At 64.6% G+C, this 17,332-nt stretch carries 12 protein-coding genes and 1 pseudogene; 5 read left to right on the top strand and 8 right to left on the bottom strand.

The window, feature by feature from the left end; genetic code table 11:
* Positions 1-98 precede the first annotated feature (98 nt).
* Positions 99-2,834, top strand: a complete 2,736-nt coding sequence (mutS, locus tag BM222_RS22390; protein WP_092232137.1) for a DNA mismatch repair protein MutS — start codon at positions 99-101, stop codon at positions 2,832-2,834.
* A 9-nt stretch (positions 2,835-2,843) separates the two neighbouring features.
* Here mutS and BM222_RS22385 read toward each other — a convergent pair whose 3' ends face one another.
* The 6 genes and pseudogenes from BM222_RS22385 to BM222_RS22360 form a co-directional block, all read right to left on the bottom strand.
* Complete coding sequence (locus BM222_RS22385; protein ID WP_092232134.1) at positions 2,844-4,520, bottom strand: methyl-accepting chemotaxis protein; 1,677 nt, start codon at positions 4,518-4,520, stop codon at positions 2,844-2,846.
* Positions 4,521-4,773: 253 nt separating this feature from the next.
* Positions 4,774-5,574 carry a hypothetical protein gene (locus BM222_RS22380; protein ID WP_092232132.1) on the bottom strand — a complete coding sequence of 267 codons (801 nt, stop codon included), beginning with the start codon at positions 5,572-5,574 and terminating at the stop codon, positions 4,774-4,776.
* A gap of 168 nt (positions 5,575-5,742) precedes the next feature.
* Positions 5,743-6,252, bottom strand: coding sequence for an OsmC family protein (locus BM222_RS22375; protein ID WP_092232129.1), 510 nt, complete (start codon positions 6,250-6,252; stop codon positions 5,743-5,745).
* A gap of 54 nt (positions 6,253-6,306) precedes the next feature.
* Entirely contained in the window at positions 6,307-7,092 is a 786-nt protein-coding gene (locus BM222_RS22370) for an ABC transporter ATP-binding protein (RefSeq protein ID WP_092232126.1), read from the bottom strand.
* Between the two features lie 4 nt (positions 7,093-7,096).
* Positions 7,097-7,943: pseudogene (locus BM222_RS22365) on the bottom strand (ABC transporter permease).
* Positions 7,944-8,013: 70 nt separating this feature from the next.
* Positions 8,014-8,985 (bottom strand): aliphatic sulfonate ABC transporter substrate-binding protein, encoded by a 972-nt coding sequence (locus BM222_RS22360; protein ID WP_092232123.1) that lies wholly within the window; start codon positions 8,983-8,985, stop codon positions 8,014-8,016.
* 188 nt (positions 8,986-9,173) lie between these two features.
* On the opposite strand from BM222_RS22360, the gene BM222_RS22355 reads away from it, so the two are divergent.
* The gene (locus tag BM222_RS22355; protein ID WP_092232120.1) at positions 9,174-11,963 is read left to right on the top strand and encodes a [protein-PII] uridylyltransferase; all 2,790 of its coding nucleotides are present in this window, start codon (positions 9,174-9,176) and stop codon (positions 11,961-11,963) included.
* 8 nt (positions 11,964-11,971) lie between these two features.
* Here the strand turns inward: BM222_RS22355 and BM222_RS22350 are convergent, their stop codons facing one another.
* Positions 11,972-12,502, bottom strand: a complete 531-nt coding sequence (locus tag BM222_RS22350) for a methylated-DNA--[protein]-cysteine S-methyltransferase (protein ID WP_092232117.1) — start codon at positions 12,500-12,502, stop codon at positions 11,972-11,974.
* 47 nt (positions 12,503-12,549) lie between these two features.
* Here BM222_RS22350 and BM222_RS22345 point away from each other — a divergent pair, with 47 nt between their 5' ends.
* Together BM222_RS22345 and BM222_RS22340 are read left to right on the top strand one after the other, a co-directional pair.
* A complete protein-coding gene (locus tag BM222_RS22345; RefSeq protein WP_177243381.1) occupies positions 12,550-12,957 on the top strand; it encodes a DUF1304 domain-containing protein in 408 nt (135 codons plus the stop codon).
* Between the two features lie 173 nt (positions 12,958-13,130).
* Complete coding sequence (locus BM222_RS22340; RefSeq protein ID WP_092232114.1) at positions 13,131-14,357, top strand: ABC transporter substrate-binding protein; 1,227 nt, start codon at positions 13,131-13,133, stop codon at positions 14,355-14,357.
* A gap of 122 nt (positions 14,358-14,479) precedes the next feature.
* Here the strand turns inward: BM222_RS22340 and BM222_RS22335 are convergent, their stop codons facing one another.
* Complete coding sequence (locus tag BM222_RS22335) at positions 14,480-14,905, bottom strand: DUF1330 domain-containing protein (RefSeq protein ID WP_092232111.1); 426 nt, start codon at positions 14,903-14,905, stop codon at positions 14,480-14,482.
* Between the two features lie 172 nt (positions 14,906-15,077).
* On the opposite strand from BM222_RS22335, the gene BM222_RS22330 reads away from it, so the two are divergent.
* Positions 15,078-17,318 carry a transglycosylase domain-containing protein gene (locus tag BM222_RS22330; RefSeq protein WP_092232108.1) on the top strand — a complete coding sequence of 747 codons (2,241 nt, stop codon included), beginning with the start codon at positions 15,078-15,080 and terminating at the stop codon, positions 17,316-17,318.
* The last annotated feature ends 14 nt before the right edge of the window (positions 17,319-17,332 follow it).

The raw sequence follows: 17,332 nt of genomic DNA, 5'->3' as shown, positions 1-17,332 counted from the left end.
CCGCCGACGCATGCCGGGGTGCGGACGTCGTGGAAAACCTCCCCTGTCAGGCCAAAGCCATAGGAGCAGGAGGCGAAATTTTGTAGGTTGCGCCGCTCATGACGGTCCAACAGCCGATACCCGTATTGCCCGACGACGTCCCCGCGCAGCCAGCGGAAGCCGCCGCGCGCGTCACGCCGATGATGGAGCAGTACCTCGAGATCAAGGCGGCACATCAGGGTCTGCTGCTGTTCTACCGGATGGGCGACTTCTACGAGCTGTTCTTCGAGGACGCCGAGATCGCCTCGAAAACACTCGGCATCGTCTTGACCAAGCGCGGCAAGCATCAGGGCAACGATATCCCGATGTGCGGCGTGCCGGTGGAGCGCTCCGAGGATTATCTGCACCGCCTGATCAGCGCCGGCCACCGGGTCGCGGTGTGCGAGCAGACCGAGGATCCCGCCGCCGCCAAAGCGCGCGGCAACAAGAGCGTCGTGCGCCGCGGCGTGGTGCGGCTGGTGACGCCGGGCACGCTCACCGAGGACACGCTGCTCGACGCGCGCGCCAACAACTACCTGCTGGCGATCGCGCGGGCGCGCTCGTCGACCGGCGGCGATCGCTTCGGCCTTGCCTGGATCGACATCTCCACCGCCGAATTCACGGTCACCGAAGTTTCGGGCGGCGAGCTCGCCGCGACACTGGCGCGCATCAATCCGAACGAAGCCATCGTTACCGACGCTCTTTATGGCGATAACGAACTCGGACAGACCTTGCGTGAGCTGCCGGCGGTGACCCCGGTGACCCGCGACGTCTTCGATGGGGCCACAGCCGAAAAGCGCCTCTGCGATTACTTTGCGGTCGCGACCATGGACGGGCTCGCGCAACTGTCGCGGCTGGAGGCCACGGCTGCCGCCGCCGCCGTCACCTATGTCGACCGCACCCAGGTCGGCAAGCATCCGCCGCTGTCGCCGCCCGCGCGCGAAGCCTCGGGCGCGACCATGGCGATCGATCCGGCCACCCGCGCCAATCTCGAGCTGACACGGACGCTCGCGGGCGAACGCCGCGGCTCGCTGCTCGATGCGATCGACTGCACCGTGACCTCGGCCGGCTCGCGCCTGCTGGCGCAGCGGCTCGCGGCGCCTTTGACCGACGCACCGGCGATCGCGCGGCGGCTCGATGCCGTCAGCGCTTTCGTCGCCGACTCAGCCACGCGCGAAGACATCCGCAGCATCCTGCGCGGCGCGCCTGACATGTCGCGGGCACTCGCCCGTCTCTCGGTCGGCCGCGGTGGACCGCGTGATCTTGCGGGCCTGCGCGATGGCATCCTCGCCGCCGACCAGGTGCTGGCACGGCTTTCCGAGCTCGACCAGCCGCCGCAGGAGATCGCCGTGGTGATGGCCGCTTTGCAGCGGCCCTCGCGCGAGCTCGCCGCCGAGTTCGCCCGCGCGCTCGACGAACAATTGCCGCTGATCAAGCGCGACGGCGGTTTCGTTCGAGCCGGCTACGAGCCGGCACTCGACGAAGCGCGCAACCTGCGCGATGCCTCGCGTCTGGTCGTGGCCTCGATGCAGGCGCGCTACGCCGACGACACTGGCGTCAAGGGCCTCAAGATCCGCCACAACAACGTTCTCGGTTATTTCGTCGAGGTCACCGCGCAGCATGGCGACAAGCTGATGTCGGCGCCGCTGAACGCGACCTTCATCCATCGCCAGACGCTGGCCGGCCAGGTGCGCTTCACGACATCAGAGCTTGGCGAGATCGAAGCCAAGATCGCCAATGCCGGCGATCGCGCGCTCAACCTCGAGCTCGAGATCTTCGAGCGGCTCTGCGCCAGGGCGCTCGAGATCAGCGACGAACTGCGCGCGGCAGCGCAAGGCTTTGCGCTGCTCGATGTTGCGACCTCGCTGGCCAAGCTCGCCGTCGACGAGCACTATGTGCGGCCCGAGGTCGATGGCTCGCTCGGCTTTGCCATCGAGGCCGGCCGCCATCCCGTGGTCGAGCAGGCCTTGAAGCGCAACGGCGAGCCGTTCATCGCCAATGCCTGCGATCTCTCGCCCACGCCAGCGCAAAAGTCCGGCCAGCTCTGGCTGCTCACCGGTCCGAACATGGCGGGTAAATCGACCTTCCTGCGCCAGAACGCGCTGATTGCGCTGCTCGCGCAGATCGGCAGTTTCGTGCCGGCGACGCGCGCGCGGATCGGCATCATCGACCGCCTGTTCTCGCGCGTCGGCGCCGCCGACGATCTCGCCCGCGGCCGTTCCACCTTCATGGTGGAGATGGTCGAGACCGCCGCGATCCTCAACCAGGCCGGTGAACGCGCGCTTGTCATTCTCGACGAGATCGGCCGCGGCACCGCGACTTTCGACGGCCTGTCGATCGCCTGGGCCGCGATCGAGCATCTGCACGAGAGCAACCGCTGCCGCACGCTGTTCGCGACGCATTATCACGAGCTGACCGCGCTCTCGACCAAGCTGCCGCGCATGTTCAACGCGACGGTCCGGGTGAAGGAGTGGCAAGGCAATGTCGTATTCCTGCACGAGGTGCTGCCGGGCTCGGCCGACCGCTCCTACGGCATCCAGGTCGCCAAGCTCGCCGGCCTGCCGCCGGCCGTGATCACGCGCGCCAAATCCGTGCTGGCAAAGCTGGAGGCACAGGACCGCGGCCAGACCGCCCGCGCGCTTGCCGACGATCTGCCGCTGTTCGCCGTGCCCTCGCGCGCGGCCGCCGAAGCCGCGCCGCCGACCGAGGCCGAGCTGCTGATGGACGCGGTGAAGGCACTGCACCCCGACGACATGTCGCCGCGCGAGGCGCTTGATGCGCTGTACGCGTTGAAGGCCAAGCTGCCGAAGCCGTGACCGGGCCGGTTACGCCCTCGCCGCGATCGCCGCGGCCTCTGCGGCGGCGCGCTGCATGCTTGTCGACATCTCGTTGGTGACCGTGCTCTGCTCCTCGATGGCAGCTGCGGTCGAGGTGACGTATTCGCTGACGTTGCTGATCGCCTGCTTGATCGAGCTGAGCGCGCCGACGACATCGCCCGAGATGCCGTTGAGGCTGCCGATCTCCTGACCGATCTTGTCGGTCGCCTGCTTGGCCTGGTTGGCGAGGCTCTTCACTTCGGATGCCACAACTGCAAAGCCGCGACCGGCTTCGCCGGCACGCGCCGACTCGATCGTGGCATTGAGTGCGAGCAGGTTGATCTGACCGGTGATGCTGTTGATCATCTCGACGATGCCGCTCATCGCCTGCGCTGCCTCGGTGAGGCGCTGGGCCTGGGCATCGGCGGCGGCGACCTGGTCCACGGCGCTCATTGCGGACTCGCGCGACTTGGTCATCGCCTCGGAAATCTCGCGCACCGAGGCGTTGAGCTCTTCCGAGCCGGCGGCGACTGATTCCATCATGCCGCGGACGCGCTCGTTACCCAAGCGAACCAGCACCTGCTTGGTGGTGTCGGTGGCATATTTCACCACCTTGAACGGCTTGCCGTTGAGATCGATGATCGGATTGTAGGAGGCCTGGATGTAGATCTCCTTGCCGCCCTTGCCGATCCGCTTGTATTCGGCCGCCTGGTACTGGCCGCGGTTGAGTGCGGTCCAGAACTCGCGATAGGCGGGGCCGTCGCGCTCGCTGGGCTCGACGAACATGCTGTGATGCTTGCCCTTGATCTCCGCCAGCGAATAGCCGACCGTGTGCAGGAAGTTCTCGTTGGCGGTGATGATCGTGCCGTCCATGTTGAACTCGATCACGGCCTGCGCCTTGCCGATCGCCGAGATCTGACCCGCGAGATCGGCATTCTTCAGCTTCTGCGCGGTGACGTCGGTTGCAAACTTGACGACGCCATAGGGCTTGCCGTTCTCGTCCAGCAGCGGATTGTAGGAAGCGAGAATCCACACTTCCCTGCCGCCCTTGGCGATCCGCTTGAATTCGCCGGTCCGGTAGTCGCCGCGGTTGAGCGCGGCCCAGAATTCGCGATAGGCCGTGCCGTTGCGGTCGGCCTCGGCCACGAACAGGCTGTGATGCTTGCCCTGGATCTCGGCAAGCGAATAGCCGAGCGCCTTGCAGAAATTTTCGTTGGCGGAGACGATGGTGCCGTCGGGCTTGAACTCGATCACGGCCTGGGCGCGGCTGATGGCGGCGATCTTCGATGCGTCCGTCATGCTCCGGATCTTCTTCGCAGTGATCTCGGTCGCGATCTTGGCGACCATCACGGTCTTGCCATTGCCGTCGAGCACCGGATTGTAGGATGCTTCGATCCAGACCTCGCGACCGTCCTTCGCGATCCGCTTGAATTCGCGTGCCTGATACTCGCCACGGTTCAATGCAGCCCAGAACGCCTTGTACTCGGCGCTGTTGCGCTGGTCGACGGGTACGAACATCGAGTGATGCTTGCCCTGGATTTCGTCGAGCCGATAACCTAGGGCATCGAGAAAGTTCTTGTTGGCGGTGATGATCGTGCCGTCAAGCTTGAATTCGATCATCGCCTGCGAACGGCCGATGGCGTCGAGCCGCGCCTGTGCATCAGCATGGGACTTGCGCCCGAACATCCAAATGTCTCCTCGTTGGGAAATCGTCTCGCACGACGGGGCGGCACCGCCCTCGCGCTCGAGAGTTTTCGACTCGTCCTACACTCACGGTGCACTGGTCGAACTGGCCCACATTCAACGCTGGGCGCCTCGACAGCTGACGAGTACATTTACGGGCAAGTCACAAAGATTGAATTAACGATCGCATCCGGATCGCGCAGCCGAACACCGCAGAACTACGCGGCTGATCACCGCAAAACGTCGGACCGAATGCTCACGCTGCAATGCGACGAGTTCTGCGTCCATGCCACCACAGCGTCAAATTCCACGTCACGCAGGTTGCAAGCGCGAGAAGGAGGCCTATCGCCGATCCAGAGTTCACGACTGCGACGTGCATCACCGCAATCGCCATGCCGAATCCGAGCAGGCCCCAGGCGGAATTGGCGAGCACGGCAGCGGTCGGAGGGCCGCCGATGCGGGGATGCAGAATCACCATCATGCTGGTGAAGACGATCGGGTAGAGCGCGATGACGCCGGAGACGCGAGGGCCGACCCAGCCCGAAGTCGAGACGACGATCGCAACCAGCGTTGCGACCAGCGCGGCGCGGAACGGGATGTCGTACCAGCGGCGCGTCACCAGCGGCATCTTCACATGCCGGTACCGCGCAAGGAGCGGAATGCAGATGCCGAAGGCCACCAGGTTGACGGCGAGCCCACCCGTCAACGTCCAGTCGAACAGACGGATGATCGACGCCAGCACGATCCATACCGCTATCGCGCTCCCGACACTCACGGCAAAGCTATGCCGCTGCGCCAGCACGACGTAGGTCAGCCCCAGGAAAATCGTCGCGGCGTTGACCGGCAGGCTCGACAGCGCCCCCTGCGCAATGAAGGCGGCGTCATGGTCGATCGCGAGGAAGACATAAGACGGCCCCGCCGAGATCGGCAGCGTCGCCACCAGTGCGCCGATCACCGGGCCGGAGCGCTCGGTGATGATAGACGCCGACACCACGAACGCGGCCGCAACCGCCATGCGCAGCACAAGGAAGAGGATGTAGGAGAGGTCGAGGGACATTTTGGCTTCTTACCCTCCCCTGGAGGGGGAGGGTCGGCTCATATGGAGCGCAGCGGAATATGGTGGGGTGAAAGTCTCTCGACGGATACGGTGCCCGAGTGGAGAGATACCCGACCCCGCTCGCGCTGCGCGCGATCGACCCTCCCCCTCCAGGGGAGGGTAAGAGAGTCACATCCGCTGCATCGAGACCGAAACCTTCGGGCCGTTCTTGATGGTCTGATAGACCACGCAATAGCGCTCGGTGAGTTTCAGCAGGAGGTCGAGCTTGTCCTGCGGCGCCGGCGTATCCACCTCGAAGCGCAGGCGGATCTCGGCGAAGCCGACCGGAGTCTCCTTGTCGACGCCGAGCGTGCCGCGGAAATCGAGATCGCCCTCGGCATAGACGTTCCCGGTCGTCAGCGGCACCTCGATCGCAGTCGCGACCGATTTCAGCGTGACGCCGGCACAGGCGACCAACGCCTCGAGCAGCATGTCGCCGGAGCAGAGTTCGAGGCCGGAGCCGCCGGTGGCGGGATGCAGACCAGCCATCGCGATGGCGCGGCCGGTCTCGACCTTGCAGGCGATGCCTTCGCTGTCGGTCGAGCCCCTGGCCTTCAGCGTGATCATCGCGGTCTTGGGATCGGTCTTGTAGCGCTCCTTGATCGGGGCCTGCATCTGGCGCAGTTCTGCGGCGTCCATCTTGTTCTCTCCCGGAAAAATCGCCTCTCGATGTACCGGCTCAGCGCGAAAATGTCACCACCACATGGCCTGACCGGGACCCAGGGTTGCGTCACGGTCGGGCACGTTGCGGTCGAGCGAACGGTCGAGCGAGGTGAGCACACTGCGCTTGAAATTCTCGAACAGCGGCGAATTGCGGTCGCGCGGCCGGCCCAGATTGATCTCGATCTGGTCGAACAGGCGCCCTGGCCTCGGCCGCATCACCAGCACGCGGTCGGCCAGCACCACGGCCTCGTCGACGTCGTGTGTGACGAGGATCAAGGTCGGGCGCGTGTCGGCCCAGAGGTCGAGCAGATGATCCTGAAGGTCGCGCCGCGTGAAGGCATCGAGCGCCGAGAACGGCTCGTCGAGCAAGAGCACCTCCGGCTGCGGCACCAGCGCGCGGGCGATTGCGACGCGCTGCGCCTGTCCGCCGGAGAGTTCACGCGGCCAGGCCTGCGCCTTGTCGGCAAGGCCAACGCGTTCGAGAGCGCGCGCCACCTTCTCGCGCCGCACGGCCGCCGGAACATCGGCGAGCCCAAAAGCGATGTTGTCGGCGACGCTGAGCCAGGGGAGGAGCCGCGGCTCCTGAAAGATGATGCCGATCTTGGCATGCGGCGAACTGATCGCCTCGTCGTCGAGCGTCACCGTGCCCGAACTCGCGCGATCGAGGCCGGCGATGGCGCGGAGCAATGTCGACTTGCCGCAGCCGGAGCCGCCGATGATGGCGAGGATCTCGCCCTGCTTGACGTCAGCGGAGAAGCGCGCCAGCGCCTGCACGCCATTGGGATAAGTCTTGCCGACTCGATCGAGTGCCAGCATTGCCTCAAGCTCCGTTCGTGCGGCCGAACGCGTCCTGCCAGCGCAGGAACGGCGCGGCCGCGACCTCGATCAGCCAGTCAGTGAGCTTGCCGAGGATGGCGAAGATCACGATCGCGGCCATGATCTGCGCGGGCTTGCCGAGCTGCTGGCCGTCGAGCAGCAGATAGCCGAGGCCTTCGGAAGCGCCGATCAGTTCGGCCGCGACGACGAACATCCAGCCGAGACCGAGACCGACGCGCAGGGACACGACATAGGCCGGTAGCACGGCGGGCAACAGGATGCGGCGGATCATGGCCGGGCCGGAGAGCCGGAACACGCGACCGACCTCGAATATCTTGCGATCGACGGAGAGGATCGCGCCCATCACACCGAGATAAACCGGGAAGAACACGCCGACCGCGATCAGCGCGATCTTGGACGTCTCGAAAATGCCGAGCCAGAGGATGAACAGCGGCACCCAGGCGAGCGAAGGAATCGCGCGCAGCGCCTGCACGGTGGGGGTCGAGCAGCCGCCGCGCCAGCGACCAATAGCCGGAGATGGCACCAAGCAGCGTACCCGCGACCACGCCGAAGGCGAAGCCGAGGCCGACGCGCCACAGCGTCGCGGCGATGTGGTGGATCAACTCGCCGGAACGAGTGAGATCGGCAATGGTGGCAAGGACGCGCGAGGGCGGCGGCACCAGGCGGCCGTTGGACCAACCCAACCAGACCACGAGCTCCCAGCCAATTGCCAGCAGAAATGGCAGCAGCAGCCCCAGCATCGGCCGCGCATACCGCGACGGCCGCGAGGGCGCGGTGACGTTTTCGGCTGGTTCCGAAGACTGTTGCAGGACGGGCGCGTCGGAGATCATGGCGGGTAGGAAGCGCGTCCAGGGCGGGAATGCAAGGAGCCTGTTACCCTCCGCTGGAGGGGAAGAGAGATCAATTCGCCGGCAGCGGAACCTGGTCGTCGATCAGGGCATCCAGCGTCGCCTTCACGTCGACCTTGGCATCGACGACGCCGGCCTGCTGGAGCGCGAGGCCGGCCGCGAGAATCGACTCGCGCTGGGACTCGCCGATGCGGCTGTGGGTGAGCTCGGTGCGTTCCTTGAGCTGCTTGTCAACGACCGCATCGGGCAGCTTGGTCACCGCGATGAAGGTCTTCTTCAGCTCGTCGTAATTCGCCAGCGAATACTTTCGCGCTTCCTCATACACCGCGAGCACGCGGCGGGCGGCGTCCGGATAGTCCTTCAGGAACTGCTCGCGCACATTGAGGATGCCCCAGGTGTTGGCATCAGCCTTGCGATAGAACAGCTTCGCGCCCTCTTCGACCTCGGCCTGCGCCATCATCGGATCAAGACCGGCCCACGCATCGACGTCGCCGCGGATGAGCGCGGTCTTGCCGTCCGCGTGCTGCAACAGCACCGGCGTGATGTCCTTTTCAGTGAGACCGGCACTGAGCAGGGCGCGCACCAGGAAGATGTGCGGATCGGTGCCGCGTGTCACTGCGACCCGCTTTCCCTTCAGGTCAGCGACGCTGGTAATCCTGGAGTCCTTGCCCGTGACCAGCGCCGTCCATTCCGGGCGCGAATAGACATAGATCGACTTGATCGGGTTGCCGTTGATGCGCGCGACCAGCGCGGCTGAACCGGCGGTCGAGCCGAAATCGATGGAGCCGGCATTGAGGAATTCGAGCGCCTTGTTGGAGCCCGCGGACTGCACCCAGGTGATGGTGATGCCGTCTTTGGCGAACTCTTTCTCCAGCAGCCCCTTCTGCTTCAGGACCATCGACACCGGATTGTAGGTCGCCCAGTCGATGCGGATCTCCTTGAGCGGATCGGCAGCCCGAGCCGCGGCGGTCATGGCGAGGGCCGCCGCTCCCGCCAGAAGAATGCGTCGTGTCAAGTTGCTCATGCCCAGGCTCCTTCAGAATTTCTTTGTTTTTCAATGAGTTATATCTGGAGGTCAACAGGAAAATCCGCCCCTTGAAAGCGCGCGACCCGAGAACAATTTTGCCCGAGGACCGACCTTTCCAGCATGGAACGGCTATTGCCTGAGAATGGCTGATGACAGCGCCTGTCACCTCTTATATCCGGTGAGACATGGACAGCGTTGCGACCGAGCACAAGCCAGAGGTGGATGATCGTTTCGATACCGCGCGGATCACCGCCGCGATCGATGCGCTTGCCGAAAAGTACCAGGGGCGCGAGGACGCGTTCCGCACCGCGACCGCGCAACTGCTCAAGACCGAGCTGCTCGCGGCACGCGCCGCAGCGCAGGCGATCCTGCTGAAGGACCGCCATGGCCGCCGCTGCGCCGAGCGACTCTGCCACGTGCAGGACGAGATCATCCGCATCCTCTATTCGGCCGCGACCCGACATCTCTATCGCTCGCCGATCCCGACCGGGGCGGAGCGCATGGCGGTGGTCGCGACCGGCGGCTATGGCCGCGGCCTGATGGCTCCCGAGTCCGACATCGACCTGTTGTTCATCCTGCCCTACAAGCAGACCGCCTGGGGCGAGCAGGTCGCCGAAGCCATTCTCTATTGCCTCTGGGACATGGGGTTGAAGGTCGGCCACGCCACGCGCTCCGTCGATGAATCGATCCGGCAGGCGCGCGGCGACATGACCATCCGCACCGCGATCCTGGAGACGCGCTTTCTCACCGGCGACCAGCCGCTTTATGACGAGCTGGTCGCGCGCTTCGACAAGGAAGTGGTGCAAGGTACCGCGTCCGAATTCGTCACCGCAAAGCTTGCCGAGCGCGAAGAACGTCACCGCCGCGGCGGCCAGTCGCGTTATCTGGTCGAGCCCAACGTCAAGGACGGCAAGGGCGCGCTTCGCGACCTGCACACCCTGTTCTGGATCGCGAAATACGTCTACCGCGTCCACGATACCGACGAGCTGGTCGGGCGCGGCGTATTCGACGCGCAGGAGTATCGCAGCTTCCGCCGCTGCGCCGATTTCCTCTGGTCGGTGCGCTGCAATCTGCATTTCTACTCCGGCCGGGCCGAAGAGCGCCTTTCCTTCGACCTCCAGCGCGAGATCGCTGTCAGGCTCGGCTACACCTCGCATCCCGGCATGCAGGACGTCGAGCGCTTCATGAAGCACTACTTCCTCGTCGCCAAGGAAGTCGGCAATCTCACCGCCATCCTCTGCGCCAAGCTCGAGGACCAGCAGGCCAAGCCCGCACCGGTGCTGAGCCGGATGATGGCGCGCCTGCGCCCGACGCCAGCAAAGCGGCGCGTCCCCGACAGCGACGACTTCATCGTCGACAACAACCGCATCAACGTCGCCGCCCCCGACGTCTTCAAGCACGATCCCGTCAACCTGATTCGCATCTTCCGCCTCGCGCAGAAGAACAACCTCGCCTTTCACCCGGATGCAATGCGCGACGTGACGCGCTCGCTCGGGCTCATCAACGCGCAGATGCGCGAGAATCCCGAAGCCAACCGGCTGTTCATGGAGATCCTGACCTCCGACAATGCCGAGATCGTGCTGCGGCGGATGAACGAGACCGGCGTGCTCGGCCATTTCATCCGCGCCTTCGGCAAGATCGTCTCGATGATGCAATTCAACATGTATCATCACTACACCGTCGACGAGCATCTGATCCGCTGCGTCGGCTTCCTCCAGGACATCGAGCGCGGCGGCTTCGAGGAGTTCGCGCTCGCCAGCGACCTGATGCGCAAAATTCGCCCCGAGCACCGTTCGGTGATCTACATCACGACGCTGCTGCACGACATCGCCAAGGGCCGGCTCGAAGATCACTCGATCGCGGGCGCCAAGGTCGCGCGCCGCCTGTGCCCGCGGCTCGGCTTCAGCGCTGCTGACACCGAGCTCGTGGCCTGGCTGATCGAGGAGCACCTGACGATGTCGACGGTCGCGCAATCGCGCGACCTCTCCGACCGCAAGACCATCGAGAACTTTGCTGCCGTGGTGCAGTCGGTCGAGCAGATGAAGCTGCTCACCATCCTGACCACCGCAGATATCCGCGGCGTCGGTCCGGGCGTCTGGAACGGCTGGAAGGCGCAGCTGCTGCGTTCGCTGTATTACGAGACGGAACCGGTGCTGACCGGCGGCTTCTCGGAGGTCGACCGCGGCAAGCGCCTCACGGCTGCCTACGCCGAATTCCGGAACGCCTTCGCCGAATGGCCGGCGGACGAGCTCGATGCCTATGTTGGCCGGCACTATCCGGCCTATTGGCTCAAGGTCGAGCTGCCGCGCAAGATCCGCCACGCGCGCTTCGTACGATCGAGCGAACAGGCCGGCCACAAGCTCGCGATCAATGTCGGCTTCGACGAAGTGCGTGGCGTCACCGAGCTCACGATCTTCGCCGCCGACCATCCCTGGCTGCTGTCGATCATTGCCGGCGCCTGCGCCTCGGCCGGCGCCAACATCGTCGATGCCCAGATCTACACCACGACCGACGGCCGCGCGCTGGACACGATCTCGATATCAAGGGAATACGACCGCGACGAGGACGAGGGACGGCGGGCCACGCGCATCGGCGAGATGATCGAGGATGTGCTCGAAGGCAAGCTGCGCCTGCCGGAAGTGGTGGCGCGGCGCACCGTGCGCAGCAAGGCAAAGCCCTTCGTGATCGAGCCTGAGGTGACCATCAACAACCAATGGTCCGACCGCTACACGGTGATCGAGGTCTCCGGCCTCGACCGCCCCGGCCTGCTCTACGAGCTGACCACCGCGATCTCCAAGCTCAACCTCAACATCGCCTCAGCCCATGTCGCGACCTTCGGCGAGCGCGCCCGCGACGTGTTCTACGTCACCGACCTGCTTGGCGCCCAGATCAATGCCCCGACCCGCCAGGCCGCGATCAAGAGCGCACTGACCCACGTGATGGCCGGCGACAAGGCGGTTCAGCCGGCGGCGTGAGCGGAGCCCTAGACCACCACACCTTCATGCCGCAACAGCCAGCGTTTGCGCTCGAGACCGCCGCCATATTTCACCAGCGAGCCATTGGCGCCGATCAGCCGATGGCAGGGCAGCACCACGCTGATCGGGTTGGAGCCGTTGGCGTGGCCGACCGCCCTGATGGCCTTGGGCATTTCGATCTTCGCCGCAAGCGCCCCGTAGCTCATGGTACTGCCGACAGGGATCTCCGCGAGTGCGGTCCAGACCTTTTGCTGGAATGGCGTGCCGGCGATGCGCCATTCGACGCGCAGGAGCTGACCGAGATCACCCTCGAAGTAAGCTGACAGCGCGGTCTTCATGTCGGTCGGCGCAGGTCGATCGAGCAGGTTCACGGCGCCATGATGCAGGCGCAACAGCTCGCGCATGCGGTGCTCGTGGTCATCCCAGTCGAGCGCACGCAACGCGCCCGCGCTATCTGTGACGAGCAGCGCGATCCCGATCGGCGTCACCAGCCGGTCGAGGCCGAAGCTTTCAGGGGTTCTGGTTGAGCGAGCAGCCATCGCGACACCATTGCATCGAAACACGCTTCGCACTTGCCATGGCTGATATGCTAAGGTCCACCCGAAAGCTGACGCTTTTGGGGGAGCTCAACTTGGTTCTGGTCGCGAATATCCTGGTGGCGCTTGTCGCCGCGCTGCACGCCTATTTCTTGCTGCTGGAGATGTTCCTCTGGGACAAGCCGCTTGGCCTGAAGACATTCCGCAATACGCCTGACAAGGCCGCGATCACCAAGGTGCTGGCCGCCAATCAGGGGCTCTATAACGGCTTCCTCGCCGCCGGCCTGATGTGGGGTCTCGTCCACGGCAACCCGGCCTTCGCATTCCAGATCAAGCTGTTCTTCCTCGCCTGTGTGATCGTGGCCGGCGCTTATGGTGCGGCGACCGTCAGCACGCGCATCTTGATCGTGCAGGCGCTGCCGGCGGCGATCGCACTGGCCGTGCTATTCCTGGCCTGAATTCTGAACCCAAGACCTTGGCCTGAGACTTTAGCCTGAGACCACCATTGCGCAGCGCCGCGATCCTTGCGCGCGGCCTGCCCTTCCTCCACACTCTTCGGCAGCGATGGCGACCGTTGCAAGCAACGGGAAAAGACCATCGACCGAAATTCCGTCAGGAGGAACATCCCAACATGAACAATCGCAGAGCTTTCCTAGCTGCCACGGCGGCACTTGCCGTCACATTCTCCGCGAGCCAGGCGCTTGCCCAGAAAAAATACGACCCCGGTGCGAGCGACACCGAAATCAAGATCGGTCAGACCAATCCGTTCAGCGGGCCGGCCTCCGCCTATGCCACAATCGGCAAGACGCAGGCCGCCTACATGAAGATGATCAACGATCAAGGCGGAGTGAACGGCCGTAAGATCAACCTGATCCAATATGACGACGCCTATTCGCCGCCGAAGGCGGTGGAGCAGGTCCGCAAGCTGGTCGAGAGCGACGAGGTGTTGCTGACCTTCCAGCTTCTCGGCACCCCCTCGAACGCGGCCGTGCAGAAATATCTCAACTCCAAGAAGGTGCCACAACTCTTCGCGGCCACCGGGGCTTCCAAGTTCACAGATCCGAAGAATTTCCCGTGGACGATGGGCTTCAATCCCAACTACTTCGTCGAGGGCCGTATCTACGGCCAGTACATCATCAAGAATCACCCGTCCGCCAAGATCGGCATCCTTTATCAGAACGACGATCTCGGTAAGGACTATCTGAACGGCATCAAGGCCGGCCTCGGCGACAAGGCGGCAGGCATGATCGTGGCGGAAGCGTCCTACGAGGTCTCCGATCCCACGGTCGATTCGCAGATCCTCAAGATCAAGGACGCTGGTGCCGACCTGTTCTTCAGCGCCACCACGCCGAAACAGGCTGCGCAGGCGATCAAGAAGATCGCTGAACTCGGCTGGCACCCGGTGCAGATCCTCGACATCAACGCCACCTCGGTCGGCGCGGTGATGAAGCCCGCGGGTCTCGAGGCGTCGAAGGGCGTGATCAGCGTCAACTACGGCAAGGATCCGCTGGACCCGACCTGGAAAGACGACCCCGGGATGAAGAAGTATTTCGAGTTCATGGCGAAGTACTATCCCGAAGGCGACAAGGACTCGAGCTTCAACAGCTACGGGTACTCAACCTCGCAATTGATGATCTACGTGCTTCAGAAGTGCGGCGACAACCTGACCCGCGAGAACGTCATGAAAGTCGCCACCAGCCTGAAGGACGTGGAGCTCGACCTCTCGCTGCCCGGTATCAAGGCCAACACCTCGCCGACCGACTACCGCGTCAACAAGCAGCTTCAGATGATGAAGTTCAATGGCGAGCGCTGGGAGCTGTTCGGCCCGATTCTGGAGGATTCGAGTCCGGCGGGTTAGTTCTCGAAAATAATTGCCACAACGACGTCATGCCCGGGCTTGTCCGGGCTTGTCCCGGGCATCCACGTTTTGGATGGCGAGAGAAGGCGTGGATGGCCGGTCAAGCCCGGCCATGACGAGACTCAGGTCGGTATCTCCCCAAAATTCTTCCCAACCGGCAACACGGAGTGGCGGATCAACCGGGAGTCTTCCACCGCAGCCTGGCGGTGCTTGACTGCCTCGCGATAGACAGGATCGCGGATCATCTCGACGAAGGCGGCGACATCAGGATATTCGGCGATGAAGCAGTGGTCCCAGCGCTCGTCTTGCGGTCCGATCAGCATCAGTTCGAACCGGCCCTGCCAGACGATGCGGCCGCCGAGGCGCGTGAACACCGGGCCGCTCTCGCGGCCATAGGCCGCATAGGCTTCCGCGCCGCTCGCCTTTCTGCCGTCGGGATAGGCCGCCTCCTTGCGCAGCCGCACCAGGTTGAGCATGTGGATGGGGCCGGGGCGGTCATTGTCCCGAAATTGCGCAAAGATTTCCTTGGTCGGATCGACGTGGCCCATGCGTGCTCCCTCTTCTTTGTGGCTGCGATCCTAGCTGCACGGCTGAACGAGCGGAACTGTGGCCGCGGAATGCCTCATCTCCTAACCAGACGTTAAGCACGGGGGTAACCGGGCCTTAAACAGCGATCGCTAGCGTGCAGGCGGGGCAAAAGGGTGACCGGGCGTTTTGCGTATGGGGTCGGCAAAGAAAAAGGGGGGGCGGAAGGAGCCGTTGTTCGGCTTGCCCGCGGCGCTCGCCGATCTGCGCCTCACGGCGGCCGACCGCATTCCCGGCGCGGGCGACGACAAGCCGAAAAAGTCCAACAAGCGCAAAAGCGAACCGGCCGACGACGAGCCGCCGCGCGAGCGCAAGGCACCGGCCAAAAACAGCGGCGGGAAGCGCCGGTCGAAATCATCCATCAGCGCCGGCCTTGGGCGCCTCGTCTATTGGGGCGTCGTGCTGAGCCTGTGGGGCGTGATCGCCGTGATCGGCGTCGTGATCTGGGTCGGCGCCCACCTGCCGCCGATCCAGTCGCTTGAAATTCCCAAACGCCCGCCGACCATCCAGATCGTTGGCGTGGACGGCAGCCTGCTCGCGCAGCGCGGCGACATGGCCGGCGCCAACGTGGCGCTGAAGGACCTGCCGCCCTATCTGCCGAAGGCGTTCATCGCGATCGAGGACCGCCGCTTCTACTCGCATTTCGGCGTCGATCCCGTCGGCATCCTGCGCGCGCTCGTCACCAACGTGCTCCATCGCGGCGTCTCGCAGGGCGGCTCGACGCTGACGCAGCAGCTCGCCAAGAACCTGTTCCTGACCCAGGAGCGCACCATGCAGCGCAAGCTGCAGGAGGCGGAGCTCGCGATCTGGCTGGAGCGCAAGCACTCCAAGAACGAGATCCTGGAGCTCTATCTCAACCGCGTCTATTTCGGCTCCGGCGCCTACGGCGTCGAGGCTGCCGCGCAGAAATATTTCGGCAAGCCGGCGAAGAACGTCACGATCGCGGAAGCCGCGATGCTGGCGGGCCTGGTCAAATCGCCGTCCCGCCTGGCGCCGAACCGCAATCCGGAAGGCGCGGAAGCGCGCGCAAAAGTGGTGCTCGCGGCGATGGCGGACGCCAACTTCATCACCGAAGCGCAGGCCCAGGCCTCGATCGGCCACCCCTCCTACAATGTGAAGCCTGTCGGCGCCGGTACCGTCAATTACATCGCCGACTGGATCGGCGAGGTGCTGGACGATCTGGTCGGCCAGATCGACGACAGCATCAAGGTCGAGACCACGATCGATCCGAAGCTCCAGGCCGTGGCGGAGAGCGCCATCATCGACGAGCTTGCGGCCAAGAGCGTGAAGTTCAATGTCAGCCAGGGCGCGCTGGTGGCGATGACGCCTGACGGAGCGGTGCGCGCAATGGTCGGCGGACGGAACTATTCCGAGAGCCAGTACAATCGCGCGGTCAACGCCAAGCGCCAGCCGGGCTCCGCGTTCAAGCCGTTCGTCTATCTGACGGCGATGGAGCAGGGCCTGATGCCCGACACCATCCGCCAGGACGCGCCGATCGAGGTCAAGGGCTGGAAGCCCGAGAACTACACGCATGAATATTTCGGCCCGGTGACGCTGACGCAGGCTCTGGCGATGTCGCTCAACACCGTCGCCATCCGCGTCGGCCTCGAGGTCGGGCCGAAGAACGTGGTGCGCACCGCGCACCGGCTCGGCATATCGTCGAAGCTCGAGCCCAACGCCTCGATCGCGCTCGGCACCTCCGAAGTCTCCGTGGTCGAGCTGGTCGGCGCCTATGCGCCGTTCGCCAATGGCGGCTTTGCGGCGGTGCCGCATGTCGTCACGCGGATCAAGACGCTCGACGGCAAGCTGCTCTACATGCGGCCTGCCGACGAGCATAGCCAGGTGATCGAGCCTCGTTACGTCGGCATGATGAACACGATGATGCGGGAGACGCTGATCTCGGGCACGGCGAAGAAGGCCGAGATCCCGGGCTGGCAGGCGGCCGGCAAGACCGGCACCAGCCAGGATTACCGCGACGCCTGGTTCATCGGCTACACCGCGAACCTCGTCACCGGCGTCTGGCTCGGCAATGACGACAACTCGCCGACCAAGAAGACCACCGGCGGCGGCCTTCCGGTCGAAGTCTGGACCCGCTTCATGCGCGCCGCGCACGAGGGCGTGCAGGCGGTGGCCCTGCCGAACCCGCAGAGCAATTGGGGGCCAACGAACCTCGTGCAGGTCTCCTCGCAGGTGTCGCCGCCGACACAGGCAGCGGCCGCGCCCGGATATTCACCTGGACCTGCGCCGGCGCCGGTCAGCAACAGCGGCTATCGCGCGCCACCGGTGCCGACGCGCGCCAACGTCAATGCACGGCCGGAAGCGGCTGCCGGGCTTGATGGCTGGCTGATGGACCGGCTATTTGGCGGAAATCGATAGGCCTTCAAAACAAG

It is taken from the genome of Bradyrhizobium sp. Gha (assembly GCF_900113735.1).
Taxonomy (GTDB): Bacteria; Pseudomonadota; Alphaproteobacteria; order Rhizobiales; family Xanthobacteraceae; genus Bradyrhizobium.
Note: the sequence above shows the minus strand (reverse complement) of the source record. Positions and strands in the feature narration are given on the sequence as shown.